Origin of the sequence: Planosporangium mesophilum, from assembly GCF_016863255.1 — a bacterium.
GTDB lineage: Bacteria > Actinomycetota > Actinomycetes > Mycobacteriales > Micromonosporaceae > Planosporangium > Planosporangium mesophilum.
This window is the reverse complement of record NZ_BOON01000006.1, coordinates 147,684-161,223: the sequence shown is the minus strand read 5'-3', so window position 1 is coordinate 161,223 and position 13,540 is coordinate 147,684. Positions and strand designations below refer to the sequence as shown.

The window sequence follows — 13,540 nt, the reverse complement described above, 5'->3', positions numbered from 1 at the left end:
GAGGTGCCCGCCGCACACCGCATGAAGGTCGTGCGGCGGGCGGCCCATCGGCGGTACTGGAACGTTCATAGCGTTGTACAACGTCCATCGCCAGCCCGGTTCGGGGAGTTCGGCGGGCCCCCGCGCGGAACTCCCCGACGGGGTGGCGCGTTTCGGTTCCGACGGGCGCGGCAGGTGGGCGAGAACGTGAGGAGGCGGCCGTGCTCGAGATACGGCTCGCGGTCGAGCAGACCGTGCCGGACACGCTGGCGCTGCCGGTCGGGAAGGGTGCCCGTACGGGTGAATCCGGCCCCGGCGGCGAGCTGCTGCCCACCGCGTACGCCGCCGACCGCGCGGTACGCGAGGAGGCGCTCGCCTTCATCAGCGACGTGGAACACACCGGTGGGGCCGGCGTGGTGCACACGCTGGCCCGCCCGCTCGCCAGCCCGCGCCGGGTACTGCTGACCGGGGTGGGCGCCGGTGACGAGGCCGGCTGGCGCGCGGCCGGGGCCGCGATCGCGCGCTCCGCCAGGCAACAACCCTCGGTCACGGTCGGGCTGCCCGCCGCGGTGGACCCGGCCGCGGTCCGCGGCCTCGCCGAGGGGCTCTGGCTCGCGGCGTACCGCTTCCGGGTGGCCACCGAGCCACCCGACAAGGCACCCAAGCTGGCGAGCGTCACGATCGTGGTGGACGAGACCGGGCGGTACGAGCCGGCCCTGGCCGTGGCCCGTGCGGTGGCCGAGGCGACCATGCTGGCCAGGGACCTCACGAACACGCCGAGCGACCGCAAGTCGCCCGCGTGGCTGGCCGAGCGGATCCGGGAGGCCGCCGCGTCCCACCCGGGCCTGAGCGTGGTCGTCCGGGAGCCGGAGCAGCTGACCGCCGAGGGCTTCAACGCGATCCTGGCGGTCGGCAACGGCTCCGTCCGCCCGCCCAGGCTGGTGGAGCTGTCGTGGCAGCCGCCGCAGGCGCGTACCCACGTCGTCCTGGTGGGCAAGGGCATCACGTTCGACACCGGCGGCATCTGCATCAAGCCCCGCGACGGCATGAGGCTGATGCGCAAGGACATGGGCGGGGCCGCCGCCGTGGCCGCCGCGACGATCGCGGCGGCGGCGCTGAACCTGCCGGTACGCGTGACCGCGCTGGCCCCGCTCGCCGAGAACATGGCCAGCGGCACCGCCTACCGCCCCGGTGACGTGGTTCGCCACTACGGCGGAATGACCACCGAGGTGCTCAACACCGACGCCGAGGGGCGGCTGGTCCTGGCCGACGCGATGGCGTACGCGGCGCGGCACCTGGACGCCGACCTCCTGGTCGACCTCGCCACGCTGACCGGTGCCCAGAGCGTCGCCCTCGGCAAGCGCACCGCCGCGCTCTACAGCGACAGCGATCCGCTCGCCGAGGCGCTGGCCGAGGCGGCGACCGCGGCCGGTGAGCGGGTGTGGCGGATGCCGATGCCCGACGACTACCGCGACGCGCTCGACAGCGACGTCGCGGACCTGGTCAACTCCACGCAGGTGGGTGCCGGCTCGGTGATGGCCGCGATGTATCTGCGAGAGTTCGCCGGGACGCTCCGCGACCGCTGGGCCCACCTGGACATGTCCGCGCCCGCCTGGGCCGATTCGCCGGACCGGGAGCTGGTCAAGGGCGCGACCGGCTGGGGCGTGCGCACGTTGGTGCGCTGGCTCGACCGGGTGGCCGGCGAGGCGCCGTCCGGAGTCCCGGTCGAAGCGGCGGCCTCCTGACGGGGCGCGGTCCCGCGCCCCGTCCTCACGGCCGCTTGACCACGCAGAGGAGCCCGTCGCCGGTGGGCAGCAGCGCCGGGATCCACTCGTCCGAGTCGCGCAGTTCCCTCAGCACCTCGCGCAGCGCTACCGTCTCCGGTTCGCGCACGGCCGGGTCGGCCACCCTGCCGCCGGCGAGGGCGGCGCCGAGCACCAGTACCCCGCCGGGGCGCAGCAGCCTGGCCGCGGCGGTGACGGCGCGGGCGTACTCGCTGGCGTCGTGGTCGACGAAGATCAGGTCGTAGACGCCGTCCGCGAGCCGGGGGAGCACGTCGAGGGCGCGCCCGGTGATGATGCGGGTACGCGACGGGGCGAATCCGGCCTCCGCGAAGATCACGCGCGCGACCCGCTGGTGCTCGTTCTCGATGTCGATCGTGGTGAGGACCCCGTCCGGGCGCATGCCCCGCAGCAGCCATGCGCCACTGACCCCGGTGCCGGTGCCCACCTCCACCACCGCCTTGGCGTTGCCCGCCGCGGCGATGAAGCGCAGGGCGGCGCCGGCCGCGGGGCTGACCGGCGTCAGCCCGACCTCACCGGCGTGCGCGCGGGCCGCGGCCAGTACGGCGTCCTCGGCCACGTACGCCTGCGCGAACTCGTGGGCGTGGGCGGCATGCTGTTGGGGAATCTTTGTGGACGCGGCGATGGCGCACCTCCTGACCGGTCGATGGCAAGTCTGGTACGAGCCTAGGGAACGGTCGGCCGGTGTGGGGGATGTCGGTACGTGTAATCCTTGTGACGGATGGACGAAGGAGTACCGATCGTGAGTGACTGGGGTACGCGGCGGCGTATGACCGCTGCCGAAGCGTCCGGCGTCCCCGGCCCGGCCGCTGCGGCTGGCGGGGCCGGCCCGGGCGCACCGACCGGCTCGCACGCCGGAGCCGATTCGCCCTGGTGGTCCGATGCGCTCTCCGATCCCTGGCGTGACCCGGCGGCGCCGGCCGCCGTCGTGGTGACGCCGACGGCCTCCGACGTACCCGCGCTCGACCCGGCCCCCGGACCGTCGGCGCGCGGTGTCCGGAGCGGCCTCGGGCTCGTCGTCCTTGTGTCGGTGATCACCGCCCTGCTCGCCGGGGCGCTCGGTGGCACGCTCGGCTTCGTGTTCGCCAGCCGGGGCGGGCTGGGCCGGGGTCCCGATCTCGGCGCGGCCAACCCGGCGCCGCTCACGCAGCGCCCACCCGAATCCCTCGCCGGCGTCGTCAAGAAGGTGCTGCCCAGCGTGATCACGGTGAAGTCCCCGGCCGGTGGCGGTACCAGCCTCGGCTCCGGCTTCATCGTCTCCAGCGACGGGTACGCGATCACCAACGACCACGTCGTCGCCGGCGCCTCGGGGGCGACCATGGTGACCTTCAGCGACGGCACCACGGTCCCGGCCAAGGTCGTCGGTAGCGACCCCGAGTCCGACGTGGCCGTGCTCAAGCTGGACGGCCCCAAGCTCACCCCGATCCAGTTCGGCGACTCCGACTCCACCCAGGTGGGCGACCCGGTCCTGGCGATCGGATCGCCGCTGGCGCTGGCGAACACGGTGACGTACGGCATCGTCAGCGCCGTCGACCGCCCGATCGCGGCCGGCGAGGCGGGTGGGCCGACGCGGTACTACGCGGCGATCCAGACCGACGCGGCGGTCAACCACGGCAACTCCGGGGGCCCGCTGGTCGACGCGGCCGGTCGGGTGATCGGCATCAACGCGGTCATCAAGTCCCTCGCCGCCGACCAGGACCAGGCCGGCAACGTCGGGCTCGCCTTCGCCATCCCGATCAACCAGGCCAAGCGGCTCGCCCAGGACATCGTGGACACCGGCAAGGCGCGCCGTACGGTGATCGGGGCGGAGATCGAGGCCGCGTACCGTAGCCCGAGCGGCGGGGTGCGGTTGCAGGCCGTCTCGGCCGGCGGTCCGGCGGCGAACGGCGGGCTGCGCGCCGGCGACGTGCTGACCCGCGTCGGCGGGGCCCCGCTGGAGGAGCCGGGCGATCTGATCGCGCTGGTCCGCAAGTACGCGCCCGGCACCAACGTCAGCGTCGAGTACACCCGTGACGGCGCCAGGCGCAACGCGCAGGTCGTCCTGGCGGCGGACGGGAAGTAGCGGCTCCCGTCCGGTGCGCGCGGGTGCGTACGCTGGCTGGGACAGAGGGAGGGCGACATGGGGCTGGAAAACATCGGCGGCTGGGAGCTGATCGTGATCATCCTGGTCGGCCTGTTCATCTTCGGCCCCGACAAGCTCCCCAAGGCGATCAGCGACGGGGTCCGGATGCTGCGGCAGCTGCGTCAGATGGCCCGCAACGCGACCGGCGACCTCAGCCGTGAGCTGGGCACCGACATCCAGCTGGAGGACCTGCACCCGAAGACCTTCCTCCGCAAGCACGTGCTCAGCGAGGACGACGAGGCCGCGCTCCGCCGGCCGTTCCAGGGTATCTACGACGACCTGCGCGGTACCGCCGACGACGTCAAGAGCGACTTGAGTGCCACGGCCAGCGCGCTGGACGTACACCAGGCCACCCCGACGTCGCCGGTACCCGCGCCCCCGCCGGCGGTCGGACGGCACACGTACGACGACGCGACCTGAGCCGATCTCGGACAAATGGCGGCTCCGGGAACGCTCCCGGGCCGCCATTTCTCCTGGATCGACGAAGAGCCGCGCCGGTTACCGGCCCGCCGGGCGCAGGTTGAGGGGCCTGCCGACGAGGCTCTCCCGGCGTACCGCGAGCCGGTCGGCCACCGCGCTCAGCGCCTTGGCCGCGGGCGCGTCGGGGGCATCGAGGACGATCGGGCGTCCGACGTCGCCGGCCTCCCGTACCCGGGTGTCGAGCGGGATCTGACCGAGCAGCGGCACCTTGGCGCCGGTCAGCTGGGTCAGCGAGTCGGCGACCGTCTGGCCGCCGCCGGCGCCGAAGACCTCCATCCGCTCACCGGACGGAAGCTCCATCCACGACATGTTCTCGACCACGCCGACCAGCCGCTGGTGGGTCTGGAGCGAGATCGCGCCGGCCCGCTCGGCGACCTCCGCGGCGGCCATCTGCGGGGTGGTGACGACCAGGATCTCCGCGCTGGGCAGCAGCTGGGCCAGCGAGATCGCGACGTCACCGGTACCCGGTGGCAGGTCGAGCAGCAGCACGTCCAGGTCACCCCAGTACACGTCGGCGAGGAACTGCTGCAGCGCGCGGTGCAGCATCGGACCCCGCCAGACCACGGCGGCGTTGCCGGCGGTGAACATCCCGATCGAGATGACCTTCACGCCGTGCGCCTGCGGCGGCATGATCATTTCCTCGACCTGCGTGGGGCGGGCGTCGGTACCCAGCATGCGGGGAACGGAGTGGCCGTAGATGTCGGCGTCCACCACGCCGACGGACAGCCCCTTGGCCGCCAGGGCCGCGGCCAGGTTGACCGTCACGCTGGACTTGCCGACACCGCCCTTGCCGCTGGCGATCGCGTACACCCGGGTGCGCGACCCGGGCTGCGCGAACGGGATGACCGGCTCGGCCCCGCCGCCGCCGCGCAGGCTCGTCTGCAGGTTGCGGCGCTGCTCGTCGGTCATGACACCGAAGTCGATCTCGACACCCTGTACGCCGGGCACCTGGGCCACGGCCAGCGTGATGTCGCTGCGCAGCTTGTCGCGCAGCGGGCACCCGGCGACCGTCAGCAGGATCCCGATCTCGGCGACGCCGTCGGGACGTACCGTCGCGGACTTGACCATGCCCAGATCGGTGATGGGGCGGCGGATCTCGGGGTCGTTGACGGTCGCGAGGGCGGAGCGGAGCGCGTCCTCGGTGGTGGTGACGGGGGCAGACATGGCGCCAATGTTACGTCCGGGTGGTGGGATGCGGTCGGGGCCGGTACGTGCGACCGACCACAGCCAGGTCACATTGGCCGTGGTTGTGGCCAATGCCGGATTGGGGCTGGACGTCGGGTACCTGACGATGGGACCATCTGCCCAGGTCGTGCCGCGCGCCTAGCCCCTTGAGGCGCGCGGCGCCCGAACGTCCGGGGCCGAGCCGATCTCTGGGGCCGAGCCGATCTCCGGGGCCGAGCCGACGGACCGGGCCATCGTCTCCGGCTGGTCGGCGTACTCCGACTCCTCGGGCTCGTCCTCCTGCCCGACCTCCTCCACGGCCCGCCGCGCGGCGCGTTTCAGGTCCTTGCGCTGCTCCTTGCGCTCCTGCTTGTGGCGACGGTACGCGGCCTCGTCCAGCTCCTCGATCACCCGGGTCAGCTCCGAGCGGACGAAGTCGCGGGTGGACACCTCGCCGAGCGCGATCCGCAGCGAGGCGATCTCGCGCGACAGGTACTCGGTGTCGGCCTTCTGCATCTGCGCCCGCCGCCGGTCCTCCTCGATAGAGAGCCGGTCGCGGTCGGCCTGGCGGTTCTGGGCGAGCAGGATCAGGGGCGCGGCGTACGACGCCTGGGCGCTGAAGAACAGGTTGAGCAGGATGAACGGGTACGGGTCCCAACGGAATCCGAAGATCCCGATGAGGTTCACGCCCACCCACACGATCAGGAAGACCGTCATGTAGAAGATGAACCGGGCGGTGCCCATGAACCGCGCGAACGTCTCGGCGAAGCGCCCGAATGCCTCCTTGTCCAGCCGCGGCAGCGTGAGCCGGCCCGGCTCGCGGGGCTGGTCGAGGCGGCCCACCCGACGGGAGTCAGCCACGGAGGTTGTCCTCCCGTCCCGGCGGCGGCACCGGCCGGCCCATGAGCTGGGCCGCCCGCGCCGCCGGGTGGCCGACCACCAGTGGCTCCACGTGGTCGCGGTCGCGCCAGTCCGGCGGCAGGAGGTGGTCGAGCACGTCGTCGACGGTGACCGCGCCCACCAGCCGGTCGTTGCCGTCGACGACCGGCATGCAGACCAGGTTGTACGTCGCCATCCGCCGGGTGATCTCCGACAGTGGGGTGGCCGGGTCCAGCGGGTCGATGTCGTTGTCGACCACGCCGCCCAGCAGCGCGGAGGGCATCTCGCGCAGCAGTCGCTGGAAGTGCACCACGCCCAGGTATCGCCCGGTCGGGGTCGCGTTCGGCGCCCGGGTGATGAACACCCCCGCGGCGACGGCCGGGGACAACTGCGGCTCCCGGATCCGGGCCAGCGCCTCGGCGACCGTCGAGTCCGGGGGCAGGATGATCGGCTCGGAGGTCATCAGGCTGCCGGCGGTCCCGGGCTTGTAGTCGAGCAGCTGGCTGACCTTGGACGCCTCGTGCGGCTCCATCAGGTCGAGCAGCGCCTCCTGGTCGGGCTTGGGTAGCTCGGCGAGCAGGTCGGCGGCGTCATCGGGGTCCATCTCCTCGAGTACGTCCGCGGCGCGCTCCCGGCCCAGTGCCGCGATGATCTCCACCTGGTCGTGTTCGGGCAGCTCCTCGAGCACGTCGGCGAGGCGCTCGTCGTCCAGCGCCGTGGCGACCTCGACGCGGCGCGCGTCCGAGAGGTCCTGCAGCGCGTTGGCGAGGTCGGCGGGGCGCATGTTGTCGAGCACCGCGAGCAGGCCGGCGGTGCCCTGCGTGTCGTGCGCGCCGACCAGGCCGCGCACCTCGTTCCACGCGAGTTGGTGCAGGTGCCCCCGCCGGGTCAGTCGGCCGGTCAGCTCGCGGACCGCCACCCTGCCCAGCGCCCACTCGGCGGTACGGTCGGACTCCATGGCGACGTCGACGACCGTGCCCTCGCGGCCGGTGTCGTTGACCGTCACCCGCCGGTCCAGCAGGTCCTCCAGGACGAGCAGCTCACCCGGGCGCTTCTCGAAGCGGCGCAGGTTGAGCGTGCCGGTGCTGAGCATCACCGCGTCGGCCTCGATCGCGGTCACCCGCGTGATGGGTACGAAGATGCGCCGGCGCATGGGGATCTCCGCCACCAGCCCCACCACCCGGGGTGGCAGCTGGCCGGGGCGTACCCGGATCACCGCGTCCCGGACCCGCCCGACCTGGTCGCCGTTCGGGTCGAACATGGGAAGGTTGGCAAGCCGGGCGACGTAAACCCTCGTCGCGGTAGTCACGTATTGCAGACTAGTCGCGTTCGATCGTCGGTACGCCGAGTCCGCACGCTTCCGACGCGCCCGGCGGTGTCTAGGCTGATCGTCATGACGACGTTGCGGTACGAGGTTGTCGATGTCTTCACCGATCGCCCGTTCACCGGTAACCCGCTCGCGGTGGTGTACGGCGCCGACGAGCTGGCCGGGGAGCAGATGCACGCGATAGCGCGTGAGTTCAACCTGTCCGAGACGATCTTCCCGCTGCCGCCGACGACCCCCGGGGCGACCTACCGGGCCCGGATCTTCACCCCGGGTGCCGAGATCCCGTTCGCCGGGCACCCCAGCGTCGGCGCGGCCGTGACGCTGCACCGTGCCGGCTGGTTCCCGGCCGGCACGGTCGTCCAGGAGTGCGGTGCCGGCCTGTTGCCGATCGCGGTCGAGTCGACCGGGTCCGCGACGCTGACCGGGGGTACCCCGACGGTCGGCCCCGAACTGGATCCGGCACCGCTGCTCGCGGCGGTCGGGCTGGGGCCCGACGACTTCGTCGGCCCGCCGCCGCGGGTCGCCGGCTGCGGGCTGGACAACGTGTTCCTGTCCGTGACGCCGTCGGCGGTGGGCCGGGCCGCCTGTGACCCGGGCGCGTTGCGGGCGGCCGGCTTCGACAAGATCGAGGTCTTCGCCTGGGACGCGGCCACCGCCGTCGCCCACGCCCGGATGTTCGCGCCCGCGCTGGGGGTACCCGAGGACCCGGCGACCGGCTCCGCCGCCCTGGGGCTCGGGGTTTGGCTGGTCGCGTCGGGTCTCGTGCCCGGCGACGGCACGTCGGCCTACCGGGTCCTCCAGGGCGCGGAGATCCACCGCCCGTCCACCCTGGACTGCACGGTCACCGCGGCCGGCGGGGCCGCCACCTCGGTGACGGTCAGCGGCCACGTCGTACCGGTCTCCGCCGGCGAGATCGCCGTCCCGCCGTTCGTCGGGTGACGATCAAGGGGCGGTCGGTCGGCGGGCCGCGCCGAGGACGACCACGGCGACGCCGACGACCAGCAGGGCCAGCCCGGGCAGGCTGCGGGCGGCGGGTACCTGACCCAACCAGGCCCAGGCCAGCAGCCCGGCGCCCGGCACCTCCAGCAGCAGCAGTACCGAGACCGTGGTCGCCGACACCCGGTGCAGCGCGTAGTTGACCAGCGAGTGGCCCAGCAGCTGGGCGCCCGCGGTCAGCGCGCCGAGCGCGAGCCAGGTGTTCCGGTCGAAACCGGTCAGGGGTACGCCGCCGGCCAGGCAGACCACGCCGAGCAGGACCGCGCAGACGGTGTAGCAGACCGTGGTGTACGCGGTCGTGGTGGTACGCGCCCGGGCCCGCTCGCCGAGCGTCATGTACACCGCGCCGGCCATCCCGCCCGCGACCGCGAGCAGGTCGCCGGTGACCGCGCGGCCGGAGACGGTGAGGTCCGCGCCGGTCGCGAGCACCGCGCCGGCGACGGCGAGCCCGATCCCGGTCCAGGTCGCGGGGGCGACCGGTACCCGACGCGCGGCGGCGATCAGCGCCGCCCAGACCGGCTGGGTGCAGACCATGGCGGTCGCGGCGGCGGCGGTGGTCAGCTTGGCGCTGGGTACGAACGTCGCGAAGTGGGCCGCGAGCGCGATCCCGGCCAGCGCGCAGAGCACGGCGGTACGCCGGTCCAGCCCGCTCAGCCCGGCGCGTCGGCTGGTGAGCGCGACCGGTGCCAGTACGCCGACGGCGAGGGCGTTCCGCCAGAACGCGATGGCCAGCGCCGGTGCGGCCGCGTACGCGATCAGGGGAGCGGACGACGAGACGGCGACCACTGCGATCATCAGGGCCAAGGTCGTCGTACGCATGGCTGGTGATGCTGCCACGTCACACGAGCCGACAGGGCGACAGACCATGAGTGACGAGCTGGCTACTCTCGTCCTGGTCACTTCCCCGTCGGTAAGGCCCGTTCATGCTTCCCGCTCCTGCCCCGCCACGCGCGGTGGTGTGCGACTTCTTCGGCACCCTCACGACCGCCGTACGCCGGGGCCCGCGCCATCGCGTCATCGCCCGGCTGCTCGGCTGCGACCCGGAGGCGTTCTTCGCCGAACTGGACCGGACGTTCTACCTGCGCGCCGCCGGCCGCTACGGCGACCCGATCGACGGGCTGCGTCGGGTGGCGTACGCCGCCGGCGGCCGCCCGACGCTCGCCGAGCTCACCTACGCCGTGATGGCGCGCCCGGAGGCGGTACGCGCCGACACGGTGCTGCGCCCGGAGGCGGTGTCCGTCCTGACGGAGCTGCGCGAGCGCGGGGTACCGGTCGTGGTGGCCAGCGACTGCTGGTACGAGCTGCCGGCCTTCCTGCCCCGCCTGGCGGTGGCGCCGCTGCTGGAGGGCTGCGTGTACTCGGTGGAGGTGGGGCACTGCAAGCCGCACCCCGCCATGTACCTGGCCGCCTGCCGCCAACTGCGGGTGGAACCGGACGAGTGCCTGTACGTGGGTGACGGCGGCAGCCGCGAACTTTCGGGGGCGCGCGAGGTCGGAATGTCCGCGGTCCGGCTGGCCGCCCCGGACCTGGTCAACCATTTGGCCTTCCGGGGTGACCCCGGGTGGAGGGGTCCGGTCGTCACCAGCCTCACCGAGGTGCTGGAGTTGATCGAGCAGCGGGTACCGACGCCGGTCTGACGACCCCGCATAATGCAGGGATGGAGCGCGTTCCGCTCATCGACGAGGCGATGAAGAAGGCAGCCGTGGCGTGGCTGACCGTGCCGGAGGTCGGGCCGGGCTATCCCGTCTGGTGTCTCTGGATCGACGGTGCGCTGTACGTCGTGAGCGGCGCGGGGGAGCAGACGGCGCCGGGCCTGGCCGTGGCCGAGAAGGCGTGCGTCACGGCCCGCGGCGACCATGGCGGGCGGATCGTGACGTGGCCGGCGACAGTGTCGAGGCTGACGTTCGGCACCGACGAGTGGGACACCGTCGCGCCGCAGTTGGCGGCGAAGCGGCTCAACGCCAGCGGTACGACCGGAGAGATCGTCACCCGGTGGGGGGCCGAGTGCGTGGTGAGCCGGCTGACCCCGGCCGGGGAGCCCACCGAGGCGGGTCCGACGCTGCCCGACGCGTCGCTGGCCGCCCCGCCACCGCCCACGCCGGCGGCGCGGACCGTACGGCGCCCGTTCCGCCTGCACCGCGTCCGTAAGCGGTAGAGCCGCAAACGCTAGAGGCCGACGGCCTTCGCGCTCGCCTCCCACAGGCGCGCGGCGAGCTGCGGATCCGCCGCCGTGGGTGTGGGCCGGCGGGGCCGGCGCTTCGCGTAGTACCCGCCCTGATTGATCTCCTCGGCCGGTGCGGTCGCGAGCCAGACCAGGGTGTCGGCGCCGTCTTCCGGGCTGACCAGGAACGGGGCGGCCCGGTAGAAGAAGTTCAGCAGGGTGCTGCCCGCGCCGAACCGGCTGCGCACGACGCCGGGGTGGTACGACGTGGACAGCGCGTCCGGCCAGCGGCGGGCCGCCTCGGCGGCGAAGAGGATGTTGGCGGCCTTGCTCGCGCCGTACGCCCGCCACATGCTGTACCGGTCGCCCCGCCCGACCAGGTCGTCCGGGTCCGGCACGCCCGTGCGGTGGGCGTCGGAGGCGGTGTTGACCACCCGGCCGCCGCGCAGTTGTTCGCGCAGCAGGTTGGTCAGCAGGAACGGCGCCAGGTGGTTGGCCTGGATGGTGGCCTCGAAACCGTCCGCCGTCAGGGTGTACGAGTTGACGAGCCCGCCCGCGTTGTTGGCCAGGACGTCGATCCTGGGATAGCGGTCGGCAAGGTGGGAAGCGAGTGTCCGGACGTCGTCCAGGCGGTTGAAGTCGGCCCGGAAGCTGTCGGGAGCCCGGCCGCCGGCCGCCCGTACCTGCTCCGCCGCCGACGCCAGCCGGTCCGGATCCCGCCCGACCACGACGACCCGCGCGCCCCGCTCCGCGAACGCCTTCGCGGCGGCGAGCCCGACACCCGAACTGGCCCCTGTCACCACGACCGTGAGATCTTCCACAGCTCTGTTCTCCCCGATCCCGCAGCACGGTTACCGTTGGGTAACCAACTTACCGACTCCTAAGGAGCCTCGTATGGGCGCTCTCGGACGACCGCGCCGGTCCTGCTTGGCTGTTCCCGGCTCGAGTGTAAAGATGCTCGGCAAGGCGCAGGGCCTGCCGGCCGACCAGGTCTTCCTCGACATCGAGGACGCGGTGGCGCCGCTGGCCAAGCCGGAGGCGCGCAAGAACATCGTGGCCGCACTCAACGACGGCGGCTGGGGTGACAAGGTCCGGGTGGTACGCGTCAACGACCTCACCACGCCGTGGACGTACCGCGACGTGATCGAGGTCGTGGAGGGCGCTGGCGCCAACCTCGACGCGATCATGCTGCCCAAGGTTCAGAACGCCGCCCAGGTGCAGTGGCTGGACATGCTGCTGACCCAGATCGAGAAGACGGTCGGCCTGCCGGTCGGCGGCATCGGCATCGAGGCGCAGATCGAGAACGCGGCCGGCCTGGTCAACGTGGACGCGATCGCCGCCGCGTCGCCCCGCGTCGAGACCATCATCTTCGGGCCCGCCGACTTCATGGCCTCGATCAACATGAAGTCCCTGGTGGTCGGTCAGCTCATCCCGGAGTACCCGGCCGACCCGTACCACTACATCCTGATGCGCATCCTGATGGCCGCCCGCATGCACGACCTGCAGGCGATCGACGGGCCGTTCCTGCAGATCCGCGACGTCGACGGATTCACCGAGGTCGCGAAGCGGTCGGCGGCGCTCGGCTTCGACGGCAAGTGGGTCCTGCACCCCGGCCAGATCGACGCGGCCAACGAGGTGTACTCGCCGAGCCAGGCCGACTACGACCACGCCGAGCTGATCCTGGACGCGTACGAGTACTACACCTCCGAGAAGGGCGGCAAGCTCGGCGCGGTGATGCTCGGCGACGAGATGATCGACGAGGCGTCGCGCAAGATGGCGCTCGTCGTCGCCGGCAAGGGCCGGGCCGCGGGCATGTCCCGTACCAGCTCGTTCACGCCCCCCGACAAGGGCTGACCGGACCGCGAAACGACGAACGCCCACCGGGTCCCCGGCGGGCGTTCGTCGTTTCGGTGTCTTCTCAGTAGGTCGTCGAGGACGAACTGCCGATAGCAATGATCATCATGATGATGAGGAAACCGAAGTAGAGCAGGTACAGCGCGGTCACGATCCAGCCGACGATGATGCCGGCCAGCGCCATGCCGTCGCCGCCCTCGCCGCGCTCACGGATCTGGCGGCGCGCGATGTGGCCCATGATCGCCCCGACCGGGGCGCAGATACCGCAGCCCAGGCCTACCAGCGACAGGATCATCGCCACGAGCGCCATCTGGTTGTTGGGCGGGGATACGGGCATCGGCGCCCCGTACCCGTACCCGGGGTACCCGGGGTAGCCGGGGTAGCTCTGCGGGGTGCCCGTCGGAACGGCGTACCCCGGCGCGGCGTAGCCCGGCGCGGCGCCGTACGGGTCGGCGTACCCCGGCGCGGAGGTGGGCGCGGCGCCGTACGGGTCGGCGTAGAGCGGTTGAGTCGGCTGCGGCTGCTCGGGCGTCTGGCCCTGCGGCGGCTGCGGCGCCTGGGGTTGCTGCTGCTCGGCCGGCGGCCGGGTCGGGTCCGACCAAATGTCCGGCTGTTGCGGCGGCTGTGTCATCTGGTTTGCTCCGTACGCTCACAAAGGCGCGGCGCGCGGCCGCGGCCCGGCGTCGGTGACGGCGGGCTTCGACAGGGTAGCGGCAGAGAGCACGCTCAGGCTGTCCCCCGGTACGGCCAATCCGTCCGCGCAACATTCGCGTTGT

14 protein-coding genes are annotated in these 13,540 nt (G+C 72.7%); 7 read left to right on the top strand and 7 right to left on the bottom strand.

Annotated features, from left to right (window positions below):
• The first annotated feature begins 200 nt into the window (after positions 1-200).
• Entirely contained in the window at positions 201-1,724 is a 1,524-nt protein-coding gene (locus Pme01_RS04555) for a leucyl aminopeptidase (RefSeq protein ID WP_168112509.1), read from the top strand.
• A 25-nt stretch (positions 1,725-1,749) separates the two neighbouring features.
• Here Pme01_RS04555 and Pme01_RS04550 read toward each other — a convergent pair whose 3' ends face one another.
• Complete coding sequence (locus Pme01_RS04550; RefSeq protein WP_168112510.1) at positions 1,750-2,340, bottom strand: O-methyltransferase; 591 nt, start codon at positions 2,338-2,340, stop codon at positions 1,750-1,752.
• A 210-nt stretch (positions 2,341-2,550) separates the two neighbouring features.
• On the opposite strand from Pme01_RS04550, the gene Pme01_RS04545 reads away from it, so the two are divergent.
• Both Pme01_RS04545 and Pme01_RS04540 read left to right on the top strand, forming a co-directional pair.
• Complete coding sequence (locus tag Pme01_RS04545) at positions 2,551-3,843, top strand: S1C family serine protease (protein WP_168112511.1); 1,293 nt, start codon at positions 2,551-2,553, stop codon at positions 3,841-3,843.
• Between the two features lie 57 nt (positions 3,844-3,900).
• Positions 3,901-4,323, top strand: a complete 423-nt coding sequence (locus tag Pme01_RS04540) for a Sec-independent protein translocase subunit TatB (protein WP_168112512.1) — start codon at positions 3,901-3,903, stop codon at positions 4,321-4,323.
• A 78-nt stretch (positions 4,324-4,401) separates the two neighbouring features.
• Here Pme01_RS04540 and Pme01_RS04535 read toward each other — a convergent pair whose 3' ends face one another.
• The 3 genes from Pme01_RS04535 to Pme01_RS04525 form a co-directional block, all read right to left on the bottom strand.
• Entirely contained in the window at positions 4,402-5,547 is a 1,146-nt protein-coding gene (locus Pme01_RS04535; protein ID WP_168112513.1) for an Mrp/NBP35 family ATP-binding protein, read from the bottom strand.
• Between the two features lie 159 nt (positions 5,548-5,706).
• On the bottom strand, positions 5,707-6,408 hold the full coding sequence (locus Pme01_RS04530) for a DUF1003 domain-containing protein (protein ID WP_168112514.1): 702 nt from the start codon (positions 6,406-6,408) through the stop codon (positions 5,707-5,709).
• Entirely contained in the window at positions 6,401-7,735 is a 1,335-nt protein-coding gene (locus Pme01_RS04525; RefSeq protein WP_168112515.1) for a magnesium transporter MgtE N-terminal domain-containing protein, read from the bottom strand. Before Pme01_RS04525 ends, Pme01_RS04530 begins: the two co-directional genes overlap by 8 nt.
• 84 nt (positions 7,736-7,819) lie before the next feature.
• Here Pme01_RS04525 and Pme01_RS04520 point away from each other — a divergent pair, with 84 nt between their 5' ends.
• Positions 7,820-8,692: a PhzF family phenazine biosynthesis protein gene (locus Pme01_RS04520; RefSeq protein ID WP_168112516.1), complete on the top strand. Its 873-nt coding sequence runs from the start codon at positions 7,820-7,822 to the stop codon at positions 8,690-8,692.
• A gap of 3 nt (positions 8,693-8,695) precedes the next feature.
• Here the strand turns inward: Pme01_RS04520 and Pme01_RS04515 are convergent, their stop codons facing one another.
• On the bottom strand, positions 8,696-9,568 hold the full coding sequence (locus Pme01_RS04515; protein ID WP_168112517.1) for a DMT family transporter: 873 nt from the start codon (positions 9,566-9,568) through the stop codon (positions 8,696-8,698).
• Positions 9,569-9,672: 104 nt separating this feature from the next.
• Between Pme01_RS04515 and Pme01_RS04510 the strand changes: the two genes are divergently transcribed.
• The gene (locus Pme01_RS04510) at positions 9,673-10,386 is read left to right on the top strand and encodes an HAD family hydrolase (protein ID WP_168112518.1); all 714 of its coding nucleotides are present in this window, start codon (positions 9,673-9,675) and stop codon (positions 10,384-10,386) included.
• Between the two features lie 20 nt (positions 10,387-10,406).
• Entirely contained in the window at positions 10,407-10,904 is a 498-nt protein-coding gene (locus Pme01_RS04505; RefSeq protein WP_168112519.1) for a hypothetical protein, read from the top strand.
• Between the two features lie 11 nt (positions 10,905-10,915).
• Here the strand turns inward: Pme01_RS04505 and Pme01_RS04500 are convergent, their stop codons facing one another.
• Positions 10,916-11,731 (bottom strand): SDR family NAD(P)-dependent oxidoreductase, encoded by an 816-nt coding sequence (locus Pme01_RS04500; protein ID WP_168112520.1) that lies wholly within the window; start codon positions 11,729-11,731, stop codon positions 10,916-10,918.
• Positions 11,732-11,804: 73 nt separating this feature from the next.
• Here Pme01_RS04500 and Pme01_RS04495 point away from each other — a divergent pair, with 73 nt between their 5' ends.
• A complete protein-coding gene (locus Pme01_RS04495; RefSeq protein WP_168112521.1) occupies positions 11,805-12,764 on the top strand; it encodes an HpcH/HpaI aldolase/citrate lyase family protein in 960 nt (319 codons plus the stop codon).
• Positions 12,765-12,828: 64 nt separating this feature from the next.
• Here the strand turns inward: Pme01_RS04495 and Pme01_RS04490 are convergent, their stop codons facing one another.
• Entirely contained in the window at positions 12,829-13,395 is a 567-nt protein-coding gene (locus Pme01_RS04490) for a DUF4190 domain-containing protein (protein WP_168112522.1), read from the bottom strand.
• Positions 13,396-13,540: the final 145 nt, after the last annotated feature.